Below are 21104 nucleotides of genomic sequence, written 5' to 3' on the forward strand. Positions count from 1 at the left end.
TACCAACTGTGGATAATTTGAAAATCCCTATTTTGACGAAAAACTTTGAAATATACTCTTCATAGCTGGAAGGAATAGTGAATAATGTACGGATAAGAAAAAGTTATGGTATAGTTAAGTCTAGAAAATAGAGCAAAGGGGAAGTAAAAAAATGAAAAAGCTTTCGCTGTTTTTGCCATTGATGTTAATACTGCTTTTATTTGCCGCCTGCAGCCAGGAAAAGCAAGAGGAAAAACCGGCAATGCTTGAAGTTCAACTTCAGACACCGGATCATATTGAATTAAATAAGGAAACGACACTTTCTTGTATCGTGACATACGGCGGGGAAAAAGTGAATGATGCGGATGAAGTGAAGTTTGAAGTGTGGAAACATGGAAGCGAGAAGCGCGAGATGTTAACTGCCAAAAATGATGGTGATGGCAAATATTCTGTGAAAAAGACGTTTACCGAGCCGGGGACGTATTCGGTCATTAGCCATGTGACAGCACGAAATATGCATAATATGCCGAAAAAAGATATCGTTGTTGGCACACCGAGCGATCAGCCGCAAAATCATGCAGAGGAACATCACGGTGATGAACACCATCATGCCGATGTCATGATGATGCTTCATGAAAAACAATTTTCCGTAAATAAAGAAGCGCATTTAACGGTACATATTACTCATGATGGCAAGCCGCTTGCAGGCGCTACCGTTCGTTTGGAAGTGTGGAAAGATAACGGAAAGCACCTGTTTATCGAAGCAAGCGAAAAACAAGCAGGCCAATACGAAGCAGCAACGTCGTTTCAAGAAAAAGGGACATATTCTGTAAAAATTCATGTAGAAACGGAACAACTTCACGAACATCAAGTAGAGCAAATTACGGTGCAATGAAGGGATGCCCTATAGCGGCATCTTTTTTACTGCCATCTCGTCTTTATTGAACTATGTCGGCATATATATGGGAGTGAATAGTGGACAAGGAGAGGGAGATGGCAGAAGTGGCTGGAAAGTGGTCAGGAGCTTGGCAAATCGCCGCCGTTTATGTCGGCACTGTCGTCGGCGCGGGGTTTGCTACTGGAAAAGAAATTATCGAGTTTTTTACGCAATACGGAACGTCCGGAACGATTGGCATTATCATCAGCGGCATCTTGTTTACGTGGGGTGGCGCGCGCATGATGGTGATGGCACGGAAAGTGAAGGCAGCTTCTTATCAACAGTTTAACCGCTATTTATTTGGCAGGGCAATGAGCCCGGTTATTTCTATCATGATGACGGTGATGATTGTCGGAGTCACCGCCGTGATGATGGCCGGCGCAGGCGCGGTGTTTGAGGAACAGCTCGGGTTGCCGCGGCAGATCGGAATTGTGGCGACGTTATGTTTATCGCTGTTAGTTATGATGTACGATATAAAAGGGCTATTTGGAGTAAACGCCTTGATTGTTCCGATGATGGTGCTATTTAGCGCCATTGCGTTTGGAAAGCTGATTACCATGGGAGAATTGTGTGAAACGAAACTGGAAGCGGCAGACTATTCATTAAAAGCCTTTCTTTCCCCTTTTTCGTATGCGGCGTTTAATTTGGCTATGGCGCAGCCTGTGCTTGTGCCGCTGGCTTGCGAGACGGGAGACGAGCGCATGGTGCGGCGCGGCGCAGTGCTTGGCGGGCTGCTGCTTACCGGCATTTTATTAAGCAGCCATTTTGTGCTCTTATCGTTTCCATATGCAATGAATTACGATATTCCGATGGCGGAAGTGATCCGTTCGTTTTTCGCCGTTTTTTACTGGGTGTATATCATTGTGATTTACGGGGAAATTTTTACGTCTATTATCGGCGGCATTTTTGGCCTGCAGCGGCAGGCGCGCACGCTCGTTTCTATTCCTAACGTCTTGTTTTTTGCCGTGTTGTTTATCGTGCTGTATACGGTCAGCTTATTCCGCTACAGTGAGCTCTTATCGTTTTTATATCCGCTATTTGGCTACATCAGTTTTGCATTTCTTTTTCTATTATGGGTGCGCAAAGTACCGCGCCCGTAACAGCAGCCGTTTTTCCGCATTGACGTGGAAAAACGGCTGTTTTGTTGATGATTAGCGAAAGCGCTGTACGATTTTTTTAACGCCTGTTTCGCCCGCCGTCGTTTTGTTAGTTGCCTCACTATTCGTTTTCGCCTAGTATTGTTTTCTTTTTTTATATACACAATATTCAGATATATCAATACCGGAATAGGAAGTGAATAAAATAAACAGCGGGTTGGAAGACTATCCCTCAAACGGCAAGTACGAGGGGATCATTATGTCCATTTTTTCCTTTTTTAAAAAAACGAAGACAAACGGTGGGGAAAAAACGCTGCAACAATTATTGAATAAGCTGCGTCAATCTAGTGATTTCATTACAGTAGAGTTTGCCGTAAACGGTCATTTGCTTGCCATTTACTATTTTGATTCGCTAGTGGACCCGAAAGTGCTGCAGCAACACGTTCTCTGCCATCTGCAAAATGATGTGCCGAAAAATCCAGATATAAAGCTGGAAGATTTGCAAAAAATCATACCGATTCAGCGGATTGAAGTAACGAACGATGTGCAGATGATCGAAGAAAAAATATTAAAAGGGTTTGTGGCTGTTCAGTTACAAAAGACAGATAACCGTGTTGCACTCATTAATATAGCAAATGAAAGTTTAGGGCTGCGGTCAAACAATGATTCAGAAAATGAATTTAGTGTCATCGGACCGAAAGTGGGATTTATCGAAAACATTGGTACTAACTTACATTTAATCAGAAGGCAAATCGTAACGCCTAATTTAGTGTTTCGGGAAATGGAGCTTGGTACAATATCAAAAACAAAAGTGGTTGTCGCGTATATCGATGGAATTACGAATAAGCAGACGATCGAAACCGTGATCCAGCGACTCGAAAATATCCATTTTGACATTATTCTTGACAATTCCCTTATCGATCAAATGCTTTCCGATAACTCGAATTCTCCGTTTCCGCTTTTTATCTCAACGGAACGGATTGACCGTGCCGTTTCTGCGCTTGCGTCTGGTCAAGTTGTTGTTCTTTGCGACGGTTCGCCATATGTTGTCATCGGCCCGTCGACTTTTTTCGATTTTTTTACTTCACCGGAAGATTATTATTTACCATGGATTCTTGGATCATTTGTCCGGCTGATTCGCGTTTTTGGCATTATGATTTCCGTGCTGGCTTCGCCGATTTATATTGCGGTATTAACGTACCATTATGAAATGATTCCGACAGATTTGCTTGGAACGATTATCTATTCCCGTTCTAACGTACCGTTTCCGCCGGTATTGGAAGTGTTATTTTTAGAAATCACCATTGAACTGCTTCGCGAAGCGGGCGCGCGCCTGCCGACAAAAGTGGCGCAGTCGCTTGGGGTCGTCGGCGGTATTGTGATCGGACAAGCTGCGGTGGACGCAGGGCTGACAAGCACCATCATGCTCATTATCGTTTCACTTGCCGCTTTAGCTTCTTTTACGACACCGATTTTTAAAATGTCCAATACAATTCGCTTCATCCGCTTTCCCATTATTTTATTTGCGACATTTTGGGGCGGAGTCGGAATTGTTCTCGCCGTCTGTTTCCTATTAATTCATTTAGGAAGGCTGCAATCATTTGGCAATCCGTATTTAGTTCCGTTTTATCCGCTGCGCATTCGCAATTTAAAAGATAGTATTATCCGTTTCTCATACAGCCAAACAGCGCAGCGACCAACGTTTCTTCGCCCGCTTTCCTTGTTCCGCTATAATCCGGCGAAAGCGAAACAAAAAGACGATATCGACGAGTAAGAAAGGGGTCGAATATGAAGCCGCTTCTGGTCATTGCCGCATCGGTCTTTTTACTTGCCGGCTGCAAAAGTTCGCGCGTTATTGATGAAATTCAAATTATTCAAGAAATGGGCTATGACTTTCATGACGGAAAATATGTAGGAACGGCGGTATATCCGACGTTTAAACAAGGACCGATGACAAAGCCGAATTTATTAACGACATCTTCGTCAACGGTGTATGATTTAATTCCCCGCCTTTCTTCCGAGTCGGCATTGCCTATTGAGGAAGGGCAGCTTCGTTTAATTTTATTTGGCAAAAAATTTGCCAAACGGGGAATTATACAAATCACCCATAGTTTGGCCCGCAACAATAAAGTGGGAAGCCATTTGCTGTTAGGTGTGTCGTCAGGAAGCGCACATGAGCTATTGGATATTACGGCGAGCACTACTTTGAGCGATACGCTGTACTTGCCTAATCTAGTCGAACAAAATGTCCGTTCGATGAATTTGCCAAAAACGAATTTACATTTGTTTTTATATAACTATTTTTCAAAAGGAAGCGATCCGTTTTTGCCTTATTTTGAGAAAAAGGGGAATTTTGTGAAATTAGAAGGGCTTGCATTGTTTAAAGATGGAAAATATGTGGGGAAAGTGAGTTTGCGTGATTCATTTTTGGTAAAAATTTTATTAAATGAAACAAAAAAAGGAGTATATCAGTTAAAAGTAGGGAATCGGGGAAAACAAGGCGAGGACCGGGTGATGCTCGAAAATTTATTTGCGACATCCAAATATGAGTGGAAAAGGAAAGGGAACCGCCATGTTCTACATATTTTTGTTCATATTCACGCTTCTGTCAGAGATTATCCGTCTTGGCTCGATATGCCGCATAAAAATATTTTCCCTACGGTGAAAAAGAAGATGGAAGATGAAATCGAGCGCGATATTCGCCGCCTGCTCCGCTATTTTCAAGAAAAAGAGATTGACCCGCTTGGCATTGGCGAATTTGTCCGCAGCGAAACAAGGAATTGGAATGCAGACGAGTTTTATCGTGAATATAAAGATTTAGAAATCAAGCCGCATGTAACTGTCGACATTATACAAACAGGGATCGGTGAGTGACCGAGCGGATGGGGAGGTATTTTTATGAATCAAGCAATGAAAGAGCGATTCCTTATCTCGCCCTTTTTGGTGTTTTTTCTCATTAATAGCACCCAAGTGGGAATTGGAATGCTTAGTTTTCAACGCTTGGTGATGAAAGAGGCGGGGCACGATGCGTGGATAGCTGTTATCCTAACGGGAATTATTGCCCATTTATTAATTTGGATCATGTATCAACTTTTCGCTCATTCCCCTGATGCTGAAGATATCGTTTCTATACACCAACGCTATTTCGGCAAATGGATCGGCTTTGTCTTTAATTTCGCTTTGCTTGTTTATTTCTCTTTATTAGCGTTTACGGTATTGCAAACGTATATTGAGATTATTAAAATTTGGATGTTTCCTCTGATGGGGGCATGGCAGTTCAGCCTTATTTTTTTAGCGCTGGCTTATTACACCGTATTAGGAGGATTCCGCGTTGTCACGGGGGTATGTTTTTGGGGCGTCGTGATTCCGTTGCTCACCATTTTCCCAATGTTGTTTTTCCCGCTTGAATATGCCCATTATCGCAATTTGCTGCCGGTGTTTGACCATTCGATCGGTGAGATTTTTGCGAGTGCGAAAGCAATGTCGTTGCAATATTTAGGAATGGAAATGCTGATGGTATATTACCCGTTTATCCAACAGCCGGAAAAATCGCATAAATGGGCGCAATGGGGAAGTGCGTTTGCGACCCTCATCTATTTAAGTATTATGCTGGTCTCGATTCTTTTCTATAATGAGGAACAAATTCAGCATATCACTTGGCCGACATTAACGCTGGCGAAAATTCCAGCAGTGCCGTTTATTGAAAGGATGGAGTACATTATCATTTCCATTTATGTGCTGGTAGTATTTCCAATTATTTGCATCGCGGTATGGTCGGCTTCGCGCGTTGCGAAAAAATTGTTTTCCATCAAGCAGCGCCGCTTTGTTCCTGTGATTTTGTTATTCTTATTTATCGGGACATTGTGGTTCGAAGAAAAAGAACAAATCGAACGGTTGAACAAATGGACCTCTACGGTCGGCCTGTATTTCGTCATTTTCTATATTCCTGCTTTATACATATATGTGAAGGCAGCGAATAAAATAAAAAAATAATGCAATCCAAAAGATGAATGTGGTATAGTTTAAAAGGAAAAAACAGAAGAAAAATTCCGTACGAACGTACGGGAGAGGTTTCTAGAACAACCCTCTATAAAAAACTAGGGATGGCTATATCCTTAGGGGGGTATAGCTTTTTTGTTTTAGAACGCCTCTTCTTCTGGAAAAATCGGAAGGGAGTGCATCGAAAAATGAAAAAGGAAAAAGCGATTGTCGTCTTTAGCGGCGGCCAAGATAGCACGACATGTTTATTTTGGGCGCTAAAGCAATTTGACGAGGTAGAAGCGGTGACGTTTGATTACGGACAGCGTCATCGCCTGGAAATTGAAGTGGCAGCTTCCATTGCGAAGGAACTTGGTGTTCCACATACGGTATTGGATATGTCGCTATTAAATCAATTAGCGCCAAATGCGCTTACGCGGAGTGATATTGCCATTGAACAAAATGAAGGGCAATTGCCATCAACGTTTGTCGATGGGCGAAATTTATTGTTTTTGTCGTTTGCCGCGGTGCTTGCAAAACAAAAAGGAGCGCGTCATCTCGTAACAGGCGTATGTGAAACGGATTTTAGCGGCTATCCGGATTGCCGCGATATATTTATTAAGTCATTGAATGTAACGTTGAATTTAGCGATGGATTATCAATTTGTCATTCATACGCCACTGATGTGGCTGACGAAAGCGAAGACGTGGAAGCTCGCCGATGAGCTCGGCGCGTTTGATTTTGTGAGGACGAAAACATTAACTTGCTATAACGGCATCATTGCTGACGGCTGCGGGGAATGCCCGGCTTGTGTGTTGCGAAGACGCGGGCTTGAAGAGTATATGAAAGAAAAGGAGGGGGCAAATCAATTATGATACATCAACTTTATCCGCAAGTATTTCACAATTACCGATACGAATTGAATAAAGATATGCATATTGCTGCTGCGCATTTTATTCCTCATGAGAAAGCGGGAAAATGCGCAAACATGCATGGACATATATACACCGTGAACATTACGGTGGCGGGGGATGAACTCGACGATGCAGGTTTTTTAGTAAATTTTCAAGAGTTGAAAAAGCTTATTCATGGGAAACTGGATCATTCGTTAATGAACGAACATCAAGATTGGTTCAATGATCAAAACAGCAACGATTTTCCGACAAGCGAGGTCATCGCTCGAAAAATCTATGAAACGGTGCAAGCGTATCTTGATACAATGCCAAACAAGCCAAAGTGTTTGCAAGTGTTCGTGCGGGAAACGCCGACAAGCTATGTTGTTTATCGGCCGAAAGCGGGGAAATGATCATGGCAAAAAAAATTCCCGTGCTTGAAATTTTCGGACCGACGATCCAAGGGGAGGGAATGGTGATCGGGCAAAAGACGATGTTCGTCCGCACCGCCGGCTGCGACTACCGCTGCCGCTGGTGCGATTCCGCTTTTACATGGGATGGGTCGGCAAAAGAGGAAATCCGACAAATGACGGCGGAGCAAATTTGGGAACGGCTGTATGAACTCGGCGGTGACCGCTTCAGCCATGTGACGATCTCGGGAGGAAATCCAGTTCTCATTCAAGCGCTTGAAGAGCTTGTAGTATTATTAAAAAATAAAGGAATCCGCATTGCGGTCGAAACACAAGGAAGCCGCTGGCAAGATTGGCTGTATCATATCGATGATATAACCATTTCGCCAAAACCGCCAAGTTCAGGGATGGATACCGATTTTGCCATGCTCGATCACATTGTGGGAAAGTTGGCGGGTGCGGGAAGGGCGTCTCATATGAGCTTAAAGGTCGTCGTGTTCGATGAAATCGATTTCGACTATGCGAAAAAGGTGCACCGACGCTACCCGGACATCCCGTTTTATTTGCAAGTCGGCAATGCCGATCTAGCAGAAGCGGATGATGCGGCGCTGCGCACGCAGCTTTTGGCAAGGCTGGAGTGGCTCGTGGAAAAAGTGGCGCAATCAAACGAGCTGAACGACGTGCGCGTCTTGCCGCAGCTGCACACCCTGTTGTGGGGGAACAAGCGCGGCGTGTAAATATAAATTTAGGAAAGGAGAAAAAAAACGATGGCAGGAAGAAAAGAAGAAGAGTTAAAAGATCTTACGCTATTAGGAAACCAAGGGACGAAATATTTATTCGAATACAGCCCAGAGGTGCTGGAAGTATTCGAAAACAAACATCCTGACCGCGATTATTTCGTGAAGTTCAATTGTCCGGAGTTTACGAGCTTGTGTCAATGAGGGCACACTTCAGTGGTGACACTGTCGGCTAAACCTTGTGAATTCAGGGGAAGAGAATAAGGAAGAAAACCAACTTCTTTATCTCTTAGAACCTTATTTCTCCAACCCTGAGCCAAGCCTCAAATTTAGGGGAAATGCAGGAGACTAGGAAATCCAAATGTTCTCTAAATTTGAGGAAGGTGCAGAGACTATCGAAATCACTCCAACATGAAGCGAGTAAGAGTAGTGTTGGAGGAAGAGAGTAGAGTACACCATGATGATGTAATATACATCATTATGGTGGAAGCGCAAGGGTTCTTATTCAATATCGCAGTTGAATAAGAATAAGATATAGTCCACCTGTTTGTTAAAACAGAGGCCAAAAACCGGACAACCGGACTTCGCGACGATTTACATTAGCTACATTCCCGATAAAAAATGCGTCGAAAGCAAATCGCTGAAGCTGTATTTATTCAGCTTCCGCAACCACGGCGATTTCCATGAGGATTGCGTCAATATTATTATGAACGATTTAATTAAAGTGATGGAGCCGCGCTACATTGAAGTATGGGGGAAATTTACACCGCGCGGCGGCATTTCGATCGATCCGTATTGCAACTGGGGACGTCCAGGAACGAAGTATGAAAAAATGGCGGAATATCGCTTAATGAACCATGATTTATATCCGGAAAAAGTAGATAACCGCTAAAATGCGCATCTTTATATAAAACAGTCAGAGGCTGTTCTAAGTGAAAGAACAGCCTCTGTTTTCGTTTTTACTCAATAATTTTGTAATTTTTATGATTGACGACGGTCCGTTCTTGTAAATCCAATTCTCTATAATTTTCCATATACGTTAAATCAACGATGACAGAATTTTCATTGACTTTTTCAACGATTCCGCGCAATCCGTTTTTAAACTCGATAATGTCGCCAACTTTTGCTTTTTTCATATTCATTCTCCTTTTTTTATTTATTTACTGTGTTTGTTATAGTTTGCCTTATTTTCTTTTTTAAGTAAAGGGGGGTTGTCTCTTTTTTTATCATTTCTTAATAAAGAAAGGAGCTTGTGACAAAGCTCCTTTCTTACTTGGCAAATACGTGATTTCCAATGACAATGGTGACCTGCTTAGAGCGCAGCCATTTGCTTTTCGCCGTTTTTGGATTATAGAAGTACACTGAACCATTTCCTAAACCGCGAAAAGCAAGTGCTTCTTCAACGGCGCGACGTGATTCACGGTCTGCCGGTTGATTAATCGTTCCATTTTGTACCGGCGTGAATGCATAATGGCCGCCAGAGCGCTCATAAATAACATCACGAATCGTATTTGGGAAATCAGGATGATCGACTCGATTCAACACGACAGTTGCTACGGCTACTTTTCCTGCATATGGTTCCCCTTTTGCTTCTGCGTGAACGAGACGGGCTAATAAATCTTTTTCACTTGCAGAAATCGTTGTTTTAGGAATAACTAACTTTTCACCAGGAAATAATAGATCTGTATACTTATCATTTTGTTTTTGTAGCTGTTTTAATGGTACGCCGTATTGTTTTGCAATGTTCCAAAGCGTTTCTCCAGGTTTTACTGTATGAGTTGTAGCTGCACTAGCAGCATGGCCTCCAAATAAAAATGCACTACAAAAAATGGATGCTAGCATCCACTTCCTTATCTTTTTCATAAAATTCCCTCCTTCTTGTTAACTCGCTACTAGAGTAACAAGGATTTTTGATTCTATCATCATCTAAATGTTGGAAAATTGTGTTTTCCGTTGATATTGCTAGTTTCATAGGGGGTATGGAAATTTTTTCGGCACAGAAAAAACGCCGATTTTCGCACTGGAAAATCGGCGTTAATTGATTAGCTTCGAGGTTTTTCGAGATAATGGTAAATGACGTTTCCTCCTCGCTGAGCAATGCCACGGAAATGTTTAAAATCATTTTGTTTTACAAGAACGTTGCGAAACGTGAGAAAATCTTCTTTTTTTACTAGTAGTTCTGAAATTGTTCCATTGCGCAATTCATCGAGAAGTTTAGCGGCTAATTTTTCATCCACCGTTTGTTCACCTCAACCGATGAATGTTGTCACAAATATTATGGTACCGCAATAGTGTTTTAGGATAAATACCCATTTTTTTTAAGGCAAACACCCTTTGCTTGTTTTCACATAAAATATGGATGGGTATGTATCATAATCATACCTTAATGAAAAAATGAAGGGGAGAGGAATATGAGTCACTGGAATTCGTATAAGGATGATCCATTTTTTTATGAACAGGACCATAATCATAATGAAGAAGAAAGAGTAGAGAACAACATGCAGTGGCCAGAAAACAATGCACCGCAAAATGTACAAATGCCAGCTGCGCCAATGGAGAATGTGCCAATGCCACCTGTACAAATGCCAGCTGCGCAAATGCCTGTTGCACCAATGCCAATTGCTGTCTATCCTTTTCCATCAATGTGCGGCTGTCCTCCTGTGACCTGGTGCTGTCCGTATCCGATGGCAGAAGCAATGCCAATGCCATCGTTTGCAGATGACGGTTTTGATGGCCCGGATATGGCACCACAAACGATGCCGCTTGGGATGGAAAATGCACCGAACCCGACGATGGGGGATACAGATCCAATGAGTGAAGATCCTGATTCTGTTGCACCAATGACGATGCTGACTCAAGGAACGTTTGCACCGTCTCCAATGTTTCCGGTCGCAGGGATGGCTCCAACCGTTCCATTTCCTATGTGCGGTCCAATAATGCCAGGGCCGACAGCGTATTATACACCAGCTCCTTACTACGGTGGAGCGGCGCCATACAGTCCATTTTTCTCAGCTCCTTATGTTCCATATCGGTAAACATCCAAAAAGACCGCTATGTTGCTGCGGTCTTTTTTTGATGAAGAAAATAGATAACTATAAACAGTTTTGATGGTATACTTTTGTTAGAAAAAACGAAGAGAAAGGCTGAAAAACGATGAATTTTTCAAGAAAAGTGGTTATTGTAACTGGTGGAGCAAATGGAATTGGCAAGTCCATTGTTACGATGTTTGCGGAAAAAGGAGCGAATGTCGTGATTGCTGATATTGCGGAAGAAGCAGGAGAGAAACTCGCTTTAGCGTTGAGGGAAAAAGGACTCGAAACTCGTTTTGTTCCAACCGATGTTCGAAAAATATTTGTTAAAATATACGAAATGTAAGATGCTATAAAGGATGGGGTATCAAGATGAAAATTCGCAAAGCAGTATTATTCGATGAACGGACGCCCATAAATGTTTACATTTACGAAAATAAAAAAGAAGAATATATTGTGGTAGCCATTCCTGATCTTGAGTGGTCGTTTTTGATCCGCTATGAAGAAGAAACAGAAACATTAAAAGAACGGTTAGTATCATCATTGACAAAAGCAGTTCCAAAAGAACATGTAGAAATGCTTGTAAATAAATTGTTATATTGGGTGCACGAAATGTAAATAAAAGAGCGAACAGTTGCAAAAAACGGCAGAGAATGAGCAACAGCTTTCTACGTTGATTTATATATCGTTAGAAAACAACATACCACAAGCATGTATTTATGGGGATAAAAACCAAATCATTCAAGTTTTTATTAATATTATGAAAAATTCCATTGAAGCAATGCCGGATGGAGGGACGATTCATCTGCGGGTATGGAAGGAAAATCAAACAATCCATATTACGATTTCTGATACAGGTATCGGTATTTCCAAAGAACGGCTTCAAAAAATTGGTGAACCGTTTTTTACATTAAAAGAAAAAGGAATGGGACTTGGATTAACAACAAGCACGAAAATTGTGCAGGAACATAAAGGAACGATCGACATAGAGAGCGAAGTTGGCAAAGGGACAACCGTGCATTTGACTTTTCCAGCTTATGAAAAAAGATGACCAAACGACATTGGTCATCTTTTTTTATTTCTGCTGAACAAAGCAGGCGTCCGAATTATCGTTCTACCCAAGTAGTAATTGCTTCAATAGGCAACCGTGTTGTACGGCGGGCGGGGGCGATGCTTTTTCCGATTGTAATGAGCATAACTGGAATATAGCGGTCAGAAATATGAAATTCTTGTTTAAATTGTTCAGCGTTGAAACCGCCGATTGGGCAAGTTGCCCATCCTTTTGCCGTCGCAGCTAGCATAAGCTGCATGGCTGCAAGCGAGGCGTTGCTAAATGCTGCGTCACGAACGTATTCTTTATTTTTGTACGCTGCTTCAATTTGTTGTGCAATTCTTTCTTTTATTTCTGTAGACATTACCCCTTCATTTACTAACGGATCATATACTGCATCGGTGTTTCTATTTGCTTCTAAATCACCTAATACGGCAATGACAGCAGAAGCGTCGACAATTTGTTGTTGGTGATAGGCAATTGGATATAAACGTTGTTGCGCTTCTTTTCCATGAATAATAACAAAATGCCAGTGCTGCAAATTCCATGCTGACGGTGCTTTTCCCGCCAATTCAATGATTTCTCGCAATTCTTCCTTACTTATAGAAACATTTGGGTCGTATTTTCGTGTGGATTGCCGCTCGTTAATGACAGTAAAAAAGTCTTTTGCGGGTGTATGAATAGCATTTCCCATGTTGTTCCCTCCATTTTATTATGCGATTTAAAAGGATAATTAACTAACTTTTTGTAACTAAAATAGTTTGTTATCATCGTAAATTTATCTTTTGTTTTTGTCAATTTTTTTATCGTGGGAGCCGTCGAATTTTTTGGCGCACTCTGGCATATTTAGCTAATGATTGGATTAAGTGCTTGGCCGTATTAACAAAACTGGCCAGTGCCGTGTTGGGAGCAAAATTCGCTAGGTTTTCTTGGAATGGTTTACTTTCTGTTGTCGCCGGAATGGTTTCCCGTGGTGAAGCAACACTGATTATTGCTGGAATTGGATTGAAGACAAAGCTGTTGTCGCCTGATTTATTTACAAGTACAATCGGAGAAAGCCCATGCAGGGTGTAGCCCGTCTTTAGACATGGGATGAACCGATTGCTTTGACGTAGTCAAAGATGGTATACTACTCTTATAGAGAAGAAAAATCCAACGTCTTGAATCGGGCGCACAGGGCGATAAGCACCAGTGAGGTGTTTGCCCATGAAAGTCTTGTGGAATTAGAGTCAGTATCCATGCGAAGGTATGGAAGAAGCTCTATAGTACACAAGAACCCCGTGGCTTTAGCCATCGGGAGGTTCAGTGTTTTTGTGTAGTAGTTCTTGTAGCAATGCGCACCTCCGTTATTAAAGGCGATTTTCATGCGAAAGCAAGCCGCTATACAGGCGGAGTAACAAAAATGAAGGAGGCGAATGACGTGCCTCCTTTGTTCTTTCACGAACGATTTTTTTTCGCTTGTTTTGCCGTATCAACACTATCTTTTGCCATCTCCGCCTCTGCTTTAGAAACGGTTGGGTTAGCTACTTCTTGGCTTACTTTATTTTGCCGCCCTTTTTTTGACATTGTTTTTCCTCCCTTCTTCCATTTTACGTTATACAGTATGTCTTCAAAATCCCGTTTAATTCGCAGTGATGTTTGGTTGGAATTTGATGGCGTCCGTTTTCAATATAGATGATTTTCGCATGGGGGACATTTTTTCTGAACAGCTTCTCATATGGATGCATATAGTAATCTCTGGCGCCATAAATAAGAAGGATTGGCATGCGCAACAATGGAAGGCGCTCCGTACAGGAATATGTTAACCCTTTTTCGTACATGTTTACTAAATCTTTTTTATTGACCAATCGCACATATTGTTTTATTTCTTGTTGTCCTTTTTTATTTTTTTCATGCGATTTGGCTAATACGTTGGCAAGTAAAGAAATAGCGCCGATTTTTGCTGCATAAATGCCAAGCAAGAATTCATAACGCAATAAAGCAGTACATACTTCAGAGAATCCGCCAATTAAAATGAGCTTTTTTACTTTATGAGGATAGCGTAAGGCAAATTCTAACGCAATGGATCCACCGCTAGAATAGCCGCAAATAATCGCTTGCTTTACGTCAAGTGTATTGAGTAAGCGGCAAATATCATCAGCTAGCAGCGGAATCGTAATCGGACGATTCGACGGACTGCTTTTCCCATTGCCGCGCATATCATACATGATGATGCGGAAGTGGCTTGATAAAGATTGTTGATGACGGAAAACGATATGACCCATTCCAGGTGGATGAATGAATAAAATTGGTGTACCGCTTCCCATCTCTTCATAGTAAAGACGAACGCCATCTTCTACAATATATGGCATAGTAAACCTCCTGTTTGCACGACTACTCATAATATGAATCTAAATAGGGAAAAATATGAAAAAAGAGCTGGCGTTTTTTAGTGAGCCAGCTCTTATTGCATCATATTTGGTGTAGGAATGTCTTTAAGAATCATGTGTATCCCTTCACTTACTGAATTGATCACATATTGTGCTTCTTTTTTTACATTAGGATGAGCATGAGACATGGCAAAGCTGTAAGGGGTTAGACGAAACATTGGAGTATCGTTAAACGCATCGCCGAAACAAGCGATTTCATTCGGCTGCAGGCGAAGATGTTCCATTAAAGTGCGAACCGCATTTCCTTTGCTAATGTTTTTTGGCATAATATCAAGACAGTTCGGTTCTGAAATAAACGTATCGATGTGATTGCCAAACTGACGCGTTATTTTTTGTTCGAATTCGACAATTTGTTCATTTGTTGCTAATACAGTAATTTTCGATGGATGAATATCTTTGCCGATGGAATCAAGGATGTTTGGACATTCATATAGCCCATAAAATAGACGTTTTTCTATTTCCGCTGTATTTTCGTTCGTTTCTTCAATAAAATATGTATTTTCATTGCAAACAAGTACAATCGCTTCCAATTCCTTTGCTTGCCGATAAATTTGTTGTGCTAGCTGCGGAGAAAAAGTAGTTGCATGAAGCGGCAAATTCGTTTTTGTGTAAATGAACGCCCCATTTTGACTAATACGATGCGCTTTTTGTTCCAATTCTTGCAACACTTCTAAAATTTCATTATCCATTCGGCCGGATGCAATTGCAAAATCCATTCCTTGTTCCACTGCTAATTGAATGGCGAGTTTATCTTCTTTTTTAACGTGGTTATCCAATCCAAGCAGCGTTCCGTCCAAATCGCTGACAATCAGTTTAATCAATGTTGTTCCCACCTTTCTTTCCCAATTGTAACATGCTTTTCATTATAGGGGGAGAAAAATGAATATACTCACATTTCGTTGTTAAGAAAAAATCCATATTTAATTCATTGACGATTGAGAGATCGTTGCGTAAGATGATAATATTGCAAACGTTTTATTAAGGGAGTGGGGCTTTGTGGAAGAGGCCTTTCGTGTGGAAAAAGTGCTGAATAATAACGTGTTGATCGCTTCACATCCAACGTATGATGAAGTAGTATTGCTCGGAAAAGGGATTGGATTTGGAAAGAAAAAAGGGGATTATATTGAACAAAGTGCCGTTGAAAAATGGTTCATTTTAAAAAATGAGCGGGAACAAGAACAGTATAAGAAATTGCTGCCGGAGCTTGACGAAGAATTTATCGGGCTGATGAACGAAGTAATCCAGCACATTAAACAGCGAGTCAACGCTCCGTTAAATGAACATATTCACGTTGCACTTACTGATCATATTTCGTTTACGCTAAAGCGATTAAGGCAAGGCCTTGATTTAAAAAATCCGTTTTTAGTGGAAACGAAAAGCTTATATCCGCTAGAATATGAAATTGCATGTGAAGTTGTCGACATGATTAACCGAAAATTAGGAGTCGAGCTTCCGGAAGGAGAAGCTGGATTTATCGCGCTACATATTCACAGCGCAATTTCGAAACAAAGCCTTTCTGAAATAAATCAGCATTCACAATTAATTACCAAACTCATTCAAATTGTCGAACAGCAGCTTAATATCAAGATTGACCGCAACAGCATTCCTTATTTGCGGTTTGTCCGTCATTTGCGTTACGCAATTGAACGCATAAAAAAAGGAGAAAAAGTCGAAGAACCAAAAAAATTGTCGAAAATCTTGAAAGAAGCGTATCCACTATGCTATAATACTGCATGGAAATTAATAAAAGTGATGCAACAAACGTTACAAATGCCAGTAGACGACGCAGAAGCGGTTTATTTGACAATGCATCTGCAAAGACTTGCTAAAAAGGAAACAGAGACAATAGAATAAATTTGTCTCGCTTTACGTGTTACTGATTCGATCAGGCATGAGTAAAGAAGACAAAATAGGGCAGGCAAGAGGAGTCACTATTCCTCTTGTTGTAAGCGTTCTATTTTTGTCTTTCTTTGCTCATGCCTTTCGTTTTTATTGGTATGTTGTAAATAAGTCTGACGTCTGACGTATGCTTTTTCAAGAAAACCGCAAAACAATTTCTCATCTGTCGTACATGAACGTAACGTTTGTTGCAAAACTTATATACAGAAGAAAAAGGAGGGAATGAAAATGAAAAGAGCATTTGGTACGCTGCAAAAAGTCGGTAAAGCGCTTATGTTGCCAGTGGCGATTTTACCGGCGGCAGGAATTTTGCTTGCTTTTGGTAATGCCTTAAAAAACCCGGCTTTAACGGATAGAATTCCTGCGTTAAAAGCAGATTGGGTCGTGCTTGTTTCCAATGTGATGGAACAAGCAGGCGGCATTGTGTTTTCGAACCTTTCGCTCCTCTTTGCGGTTGGGGTGGCGATTGGACTGGCAGGAGGTGACGGGGTTGCCGGGCTTGCTGCAATTATTGGTTATTTAATTATGAATATCACCATGAGCGTGATATTAGGCGTTACGCCAGATATGGTCGGCGACAATCCGGCATTTGCGAATATATTAGGAATTCCGACGTTGCAAACTGGCGTATTCGGCGGTATTATTGTCGGTATATTGGCTGCTTATATGTATAATAAGTATTTCAACATTGAATTGCCGCAGTATCTTGGCTTTTTTGCGGGAAAACGTTTTGTTCCGATTATTACAGCGGCATCTGCGGTATTGCTTGGAATTGTTATGACATGGGTATGGCCGCCGATTCAGCATGGTTTAAATGCGTTTTCCCATAATATGATTGATGCTAATAAGACATTAGCTGCGTTTATTTTCGGGGTCATTGAGCGTGCGCTGATTCCGTTTGGATTGCATCATATTTTCTACGCGCCATTCTGGTTTGAATTTGGCGAATATGTCAATAAAGCAGGACAAGTGGTGCGTGGCGACCAAAAAATCTTTTTCGAGCAATTAAAAGATGGTGTAGCATTAACAGCGGGAACATTTATGACAGGAAAATTCCCATTCATGATGTTTGGTCTTCCGGCAGCGGCGCTTGCCATTTATCATGAAGCACGTCCGGAAAACAAAAAAGTGGTAGCTGGTATTATGGGTTCCGCCGCTTTAACTTCGTTTTTAACAGGGATTACGGAACCAATTGAATTTTCCTTTTTATTCGTTGCACCAGCGTTATTTGCGATTCATACGATTTTTGCGGGATTATCCTTTATGGTTATGCATTTATTAAATGTAAAAATTGGGATGACTTTCTCCGGTGGGGTTATTGACTTCTTGCTATTCGGTGTATTGCCGAACCGGACAGCATGGTGGCTTGTCATTCCAGTCGGATTAGTGTTTGCGGTCATCTATTACTTCGGATTCCGCTTTGCGATCCGCAAATGGGATTTAGCAACACCAGGACGTGAAAAAACGACAGAAGAAGAGTCAACAGTAAATGCAGAAGCGGACGATCTTCCATATGAAGTGTTGGCGGCGCTTGGCGGTAAAGAAAATATTGCTCATTTAGACGCGTGTATTACACGTTTGCGTGTTTCGGTCAACGATATTAAACAAGTTGATAAAGACCGCTTAAAAGCGTTAGGCGCAGCGGGCGTTTTGGAAGTCGGAAACAATGTACAAGCGATTTTCGGACCAAAATCCGATATATTAAAAGGACAAATTAAAGATATTATGGAAGGCCGCGCTCCATCACGAGTGAAGGAAGAGCCGCAAAAAACAGCGGTTCAAGAAACAAAAGAATCGGCCCAAGTGGAGGCAATTGCTTCACCGCTTTCGGGAGAAATCGTTCCACTTTCTGAAGTGCCAGATCAAGTCTTTTCACAAAAAATGATGGGTGACGGTTTTGCGATTATGCCAACAGACGGAACAGTGGTTTCTCCTGTTGATGGAAAAATTGTGAATGTATTCCCGACAAAACATGCGATTGGTATTGAGTCTGTTGGTGGGCATGAAATTTTAATCCATTTTGGTATTGATACGGTCAAATTGAATGGCCAAGGCTTTGAAGCTCATGTTAATCAAGGAGACGAAGTGAAAAAAGGTCAGCCTATTTTAAGCGTTGATTTAGAGTATGTGAAAAATAATGCTCCTTCTATTGTGACACCAATTATTTTTACGAACTTGCAGCCGAATGAAAGCATTCATGTCAAAAAGCAAGGTGCAGTAACAAAAGGAGAAGATCGCATCGTTGAAATTAGTTAACAAGGCGAATTTTCTGATTAAAGATTTTTTTAATTGAATGTAGTTACTATTATTTGATATTATGACAAACGAAAAAATAAGGAAAAGGGGAATGACGACAATGACTGAAAAAGTGTTTACAGTAACTTCAGAATCTGGAATTCACGCTCGTCCAGCAACTATACTTGTACAGACAGCAAGCAAATTCAACAGCGATATTCATTTAGAATACAACGGAAAAACGGTAAACTTAAAATCGATTATGGGCGTTATGTCTTTAGGAATTCCAAAAGGCGCTGAGATTAAAATTACTGTGGAAGGGGCAGATGCAGCAGAAGCAATGGCAGCATTAACGGAAACATTATCTAAAGAGGGTCTTGCACAATAATGATAAAAACCATTCAAGGAATTGCTGCATCGAGCGGTATTGCCATCGCAAAGGCATACCGCTTAGAGACCCCTGATTTTGTTGTAGAGAAAAAAGTTGTTTCCGATCCGCAGGCAGAAGTTGCACGTTTCGAAGCAGCAGTGGCGAAAGCAACAGAAGAGCTAGAAATCATCAAGCAACATGCTTTGCAACAATTAGGGGAAGATAAAGCTGCGATTTTTTCTGCTCACCTGCTTGTATTAAATGATCCAGAATTATTAAATCCAGTCAAAGAAAAAATTAAGACAGAGCAAGTGAACGCGGAATACGCGTTGAACGAAACGGCGACGATGTTTATTTCCATGTTTGAAGCAATGGATAATGAGTATATGAAGGAACGCGCCGCTGATATTCGCGATGTAACGAAACGTGTACTTGCTCATTTACTTGGAGTTACGATTTCCAATCCAAGCCTTATTTCCGAAGAAGTTGTGATTATTGCCGAAGATTTAACTCCATCCGATACAGCTCAATTAAACCGCCAATACGTAAAAGGGTTTGCAACCGATATCGGAGGACGTACATCCCATTCTGCCATCATGGCGAGATCGATGGAAATTCCAGCTGTTGTCGGTACGAAACAAGTGACAGCAGAAGTTCAAAATGGTGATGTTGTGATTATCGATGGATTGGATGGACAGGTTATTGTCAATCCATCGGATGAGGTGCTCGCACAATATGAAGAAAAACGCGCTCGCTATGAAGCGCAAAAAGCAGAATGGGCAAAACTTGTACATGAAAAAACAGTGACAAGCGATGGGTATCATGTGGAACTAGCTGCTAACATCGGTACACCAGATGATGTCAAAGGAGTACTCGAAAACGGAGCTGAAGGAATCGGATTATACCGTACCGAATTTTTGTACATGGGCCGTTCTGAACTGCCAACAGAGGAAGAACAGTTTGAAGCGTATAAAACAGTGCTTGAACGAATGGAAGGAAAACCTGTTGTTGTTCGTACGCTTGACATCGGCGGGGATAAAGAGCTTCCATATTTGGATCTTCCAAAAGAAATGAACCCGTTTTTAGGATTCCGTGCCATCCGTCTTTGCTTAGAAATGCAGGACATGTTCCGCACGCAGCTTCGCGCTTTGTTGAGAGCGAGCGTATATGGCAATTTGAAAATCATGTTTCCGATGATTGCAACGCTTGATGAATTCCGTCAAGCGAAGGCGATTCTTTTAGAGGAAAAAGAAAAATTGCAGCGCGAGGGTGTACCAGTGGCTGACGATATTGAAGTCGGCATGATGGTGGAAATTCCGGCGGCAGCTGTACTTGCCGACCAATTTGCCAAAGAAGTAGATTTCTTTAGCATTGGCACCAATGACTTAATTCAGTATACGATGGCAGCAGACCGCATGAACGAACGCGTTTCATATCTTTACCAACCGTACAATCCAGCGATTTTGCGCCTTACTAGCAACGTCATTGATGCTGCGCATAAAGAAGGAAAATGGGCTGGAATGTGCGGCGAAATGGCAGGCGATGCGATCGCCATTCCGATTTTGCTCGGTTTAGGGCTCGATGAGTTTAGTATGAGCGCAACTTCTATTTTGCGCGCACGTTCGCAAATGAAAAAATTATCAAAAGAAGAAGCGGCGCGCTTTAAAGAAACCGTCCTCTCGATGAGCACAGCGGAAGAAGTAGTTGCATTTGTGAAACAAACATTCCATATAGAATAAATCAATTAGCGGTGGAATGCATTCCGCCGCTAATTGTTTATAAGAATAGAAGATGTTGATTCATATCCAAATCGCTGCCGTACGGTAAGTGAAATTCCTAAAGCGATTGCTTTTGCCATTTGATAAACGATATGTAAATTCGTATATGCAACACTCCATCCCGGTATACGTGCAATGCTCCTTTTTGATGAATGACGCTATATTCGATGTCGAATATATAGCCATCTCGCTCCATCGCCCCCATATCGTTCACGAGAACATCCGCCGGAAGCCCACTGCTTTAGCTGTAGGAGGAAGGCGGGGTTTATATTTTCAGTATAT

Annotated in this window: 25 protein-coding genes, 2 pseudogenes and 1 riboswitch; of the genes and pseudogenes, 19 read left to right on the plus strand and 8 right to left on the minus strand. The window is 41.6% G+C overall.

Features of this window, described 5'->3' with window-relative positions; all coding sequences use genetic code 11:
* Nucleotides 1–151: 151 nt before the first annotated feature.
* The 10 genes and pseudogenes from DCC82_RS06700 to queF all read left to right on the plus strand — a co-directional run.
* Nucleotides 152–874 (plus strand): FixH family protein, encoded by a 723-nt coding sequence (locus DCC82_RS06700; RefSeq protein ID WP_108430291.1) that lies wholly within the window; start codon nt 152–154, stop codon nt 872–874.
* 98 nt (nt 875–972) lie between these two features.
* Nucleotides 973–2016, plus strand: a complete 1044-nt coding sequence (locus DCC82_RS06705) for a YkvI family membrane protein (protein WP_097354255.1) — start codon at nt 973–975, stop codon at nt 2014–2016.
* Nucleotides 2017–2272: 256 nt separating this feature from the next.
* Nucleotides 2273–3787 (plus strand): spore germination protein, encoded by a 1515-nt coding sequence (locus tag DCC82_RS06710; RefSeq protein WP_097354256.1) that lies wholly within the window; start codon nt 2273–2275, stop codon nt 3785–3787.
* Between the two features lie 14 nt (nt 3788–3801).
* On the plus strand, nt 3802–4887 hold the full coding sequence (locus DCC82_RS06715) for a Ger(x)C family spore germination protein (protein ID WP_097354257.1): 1086 nt from the start codon (nt 3802–3804) through the stop codon (nt 4885–4887).
* Between the two features lie 24 nt (nt 4888–4911).
* Nucleotides 4912–6006 carry a GerAB/ArcD/ProY family transporter gene (locus DCC82_RS06720; RefSeq protein WP_097354258.1) on the plus strand — a complete coding sequence of 365 codons (1095 nt, stop codon included), beginning with the start codon at nt 4912–4914 and terminating at the stop codon, nt 6004–6006.
* Between the two features lie 68 nt (nt 6007–6074).
* A riboswitch (PreQ1 riboswitch) is annotated at nt 6075–6120 on the plus strand.
* 80 nt (nt 6121–6200) lie between these two features.
* The gene (gene queC / locus DCC82_RS06725; protein WP_012749558.1) at nt 6201–6866 is read left to right on the plus strand and encodes a 7-cyano-7-deazaguanine synthase QueC; all 666 of its coding nucleotides are present in this window, start codon (nt 6201–6203) and stop codon (nt 6864–6866) included.
* Complete coding sequence (gene queD, locus DCC82_RS06730) at nt 6863–7297, plus strand: 6-carboxytetrahydropterin synthase QueD (protein ID WP_012749559.1); 435 nt, start codon at nt 6863–6865, stop codon at nt 7295–7297. The genes queC and queD overlap by 4 nt, the downstream gene beginning before the upstream one ends.
* Nucleotides 7298–7299: 2 nt before the next feature.
* Nucleotides 7300–8031 (plus strand): 7-carboxy-7-deazaguanine synthase QueE, encoded by a 732-nt coding sequence (gene queE / locus DCC82_RS06735; RefSeq protein WP_041269599.1) that lies wholly within the window; start codon nt 7300–7302, stop codon nt 8029–8031.
* A 30-nt stretch (nt 8032–8061) separates the two neighbouring features.
* Nucleotides 8062–8235, plus strand: a complete 174-nt coding sequence (locus DCC82_RS06740; protein WP_373467234.1) for a tunnelling fold family protein — start codon at nt 8062–8064, stop codon at nt 8233–8235.
* A 358-nt stretch (nt 8236–8593) separates the two neighbouring features.
* Nucleotides 8594–8923, plus strand: a pseudogene (gene queF, locus DCC82_RS06745) (preQ(1) synthase); the annotation flags it as partial.
* A gap of 67 nt (nt 8924–8990) precedes the next feature.
* On the opposite strand, the gene DCC82_RS06750 reads toward queF, so the two are convergent.
* The 3 genes from DCC82_RS06750 to DCC82_RS06760 form a co-directional block, all read right to left on the minus strand.
* On the minus strand, nt 8991–9167 hold the full coding sequence (locus DCC82_RS06750) for a YkvS family protein (protein ID WP_012749561.1): 177 nt from the start codon (nt 9165–9167) through the stop codon (nt 8991–8993).
* A gap of 133 nt (nt 9168–9300) precedes the next feature.
* The gene (locus DCC82_RS06755; protein WP_062677465.1) at nt 9301–9894 is read right to left on the minus strand and encodes a cell wall hydrolase; all 594 of its coding nucleotides are present in this window, start codon (nt 9892–9894) and stop codon (nt 9301–9303) included.
* Nucleotides 9895–10073: 179 nt separating this feature from the next.
* A complete protein-coding gene (locus DCC82_RS06760; RefSeq protein WP_012749563.1) occupies nt 10074–10268 on the minus strand; it encodes a hypothetical protein in 195 nt (64 codons plus the stop codon).
* Nucleotides 10269–10442: 174 nt separating this feature from the next.
* Between DCC82_RS06760 and DCC82_RS06765 the strand changes: the two genes are divergently transcribed.
* The 4 genes from DCC82_RS06765 to DCC82_RS06780 all read left to right on the plus strand — a co-directional run bounded on the left by DCC82_RS06765 (nt 10443) and on the right by DCC82_RS06780 (nt 12111).
* The gene (locus tag DCC82_RS06765; RefSeq protein ID WP_062677463.1) at nt 10443–11066 is read left to right on the plus strand and encodes a hypothetical protein; all 624 of its coding nucleotides are present in this window, start codon (nt 10443–10445) and stop codon (nt 11064–11066) included.
* 118 nt (nt 11067–11184) lie between these two features.
* Nucleotides 11185–11406 carry an SDR family NAD(P)-dependent oxidoreductase gene (locus tag DCC82_RS06770; RefSeq protein WP_041269601.1) on the plus strand — a complete coding sequence of 74 codons (222 nt, stop codon included), beginning with the start codon at nt 11185–11187 and terminating at the stop codon, nt 11404–11406.
* A gap of 26 nt (nt 11407–11432) precedes the next feature.
* Nucleotides 11433–11678: a YueH family protein gene (locus DCC82_RS06775; protein WP_062677461.1), complete on the plus strand. Its 246-nt coding sequence runs from the start codon at nt 11433–11435 to the stop codon at nt 11676–11678.
* A gap of 16 nt (nt 11679–11694) precedes the next feature.
* Nucleotides 11695–12111, plus strand: a complete 417-nt coding sequence (locus tag DCC82_RS06780; protein ID WP_097354259.1) for an ATP-binding protein — start codon at nt 11695–11697, stop codon at nt 12109–12111.
* Between the two features lie 55 nt (nt 12112–12166).
* Here DCC82_RS06780 and DCC82_RS06785 read toward each other — a convergent pair whose 3' ends face one another.
* Entirely contained in the window at nt 12167–12805 is a 639-nt protein-coding gene (locus tag DCC82_RS06785) for a nitroreductase family protein (RefSeq protein ID WP_015863251.1), read from the minus strand.
* A gap of 176 nt (nt 12806–12981) precedes the next feature.
* Here DCC82_RS06785 and DCC82_RS18675 point away from each other — a divergent pair.
* Nucleotides 12982–13149: pseudogene (locus DCC82_RS18675) on the plus strand (sodium:proton antiporter); the annotation flags it as partial.
* 399 nt (nt 13150–13548) lie between these two features.
* On the opposite strand, the gene DCC82_RS18540 reads toward DCC82_RS18675, so the two are convergent.
* From DCC82_RS18540 to DCC82_RS06800, 3 genes are all read right to left on the minus strand, one after another.
* Nucleotides 13549–13677 (minus strand): hypothetical protein, encoded by a 129-nt coding sequence (locus DCC82_RS18540; RefSeq protein ID WP_015863252.1) that lies wholly within the window; start codon nt 13675–13677, stop codon nt 13549–13551.
* A gap of 23 nt (nt 13678–13700) precedes the next feature.
* The gene (locus DCC82_RS06795; protein ID WP_015863253.1) at nt 13701–14462 is read right to left on the minus strand and encodes an alpha/beta fold hydrolase; all 762 of its coding nucleotides are present in this window, start codon (nt 14460–14462) and stop codon (nt 13701–13703) included.
* Nucleotides 14463–14554: 92 nt separating this feature from the next.
* Nucleotides 14555–15361, minus strand: a complete 807-nt coding sequence (locus tag DCC82_RS06800; RefSeq protein ID WP_062677479.1) for a Cof-type HAD-IIB family hydrolase — start codon at nt 15359–15361, stop codon at nt 14555–14557.
* 175 nt (nt 15362–15536) lie between these two features.
* Between DCC82_RS06800 and glcT the strand changes: the two genes are divergently transcribed.
* From glcT to ptsP, 4 genes are all read left to right on the plus strand, one after another.
* A complete protein-coding gene (gene glcT, locus DCC82_RS06805; protein WP_015863255.1) occupies nt 15537–16394 on the plus strand; it encodes a glucose PTS transporter transcription antiterminator GlcT in 858 nt (285 codons plus the stop codon).
* Nucleotides 16395–16667: 273 nt separating this feature from the next.
* The gene (gene ptsG, locus DCC82_RS06810; RefSeq protein WP_097354260.1) at nt 16668–18695 is read left to right on the plus strand and encodes a glucose-specific PTS transporter subunit IIBC; all 2028 of its coding nucleotides are present in this window, start codon (nt 16668–16670) and stop codon (nt 18693–18695) included.
* A gap of 100 nt (nt 18696–18795) precedes the next feature.
* Nucleotides 18796–19062 carry a phosphocarrier protein HPr gene (locus DCC82_RS06815; protein WP_041269604.1) on the plus strand — a complete coding sequence of 89 codons (267 nt, stop codon included), beginning with the start codon at nt 18796–18798 and terminating at the stop codon, nt 19060–19062.
* A complete protein-coding gene (ptsP, locus tag DCC82_RS06820; protein WP_097354261.1) occupies nt 19062–20783 on the plus strand; it encodes a phosphoenolpyruvate--protein phosphotransferase in 1722 nt (573 codons plus the stop codon). The genes DCC82_RS06815 and ptsP overlap by 1 nt, the downstream gene beginning before the upstream one ends.
* Nucleotides 20784–20880: 97 nt before the next feature.
* Here the strand turns inward: ptsP and DCC82_RS18845 are convergent, their stop codons facing one another.
* A complete protein-coding gene (locus DCC82_RS18845) occupies nt 20881–21027 on the minus strand; it encodes a DUF5370 family protein (RefSeq protein WP_158268591.1) in 147 nt (48 codons plus the stop codon).
* Nucleotides 21028–21104 lie beyond the last annotated feature (77 nt).

The sequence above is a fragment of the Geobacillus sp. LYN3 genome (assembly GCF_003064505.1).
In the GTDB taxonomy this organism is placed as follows: domain Bacteria; phylum Bacillota; class Bacilli; order Bacillales; family Anoxybacillaceae; genus Parageobacillus_B; species Parageobacillus_B toebii.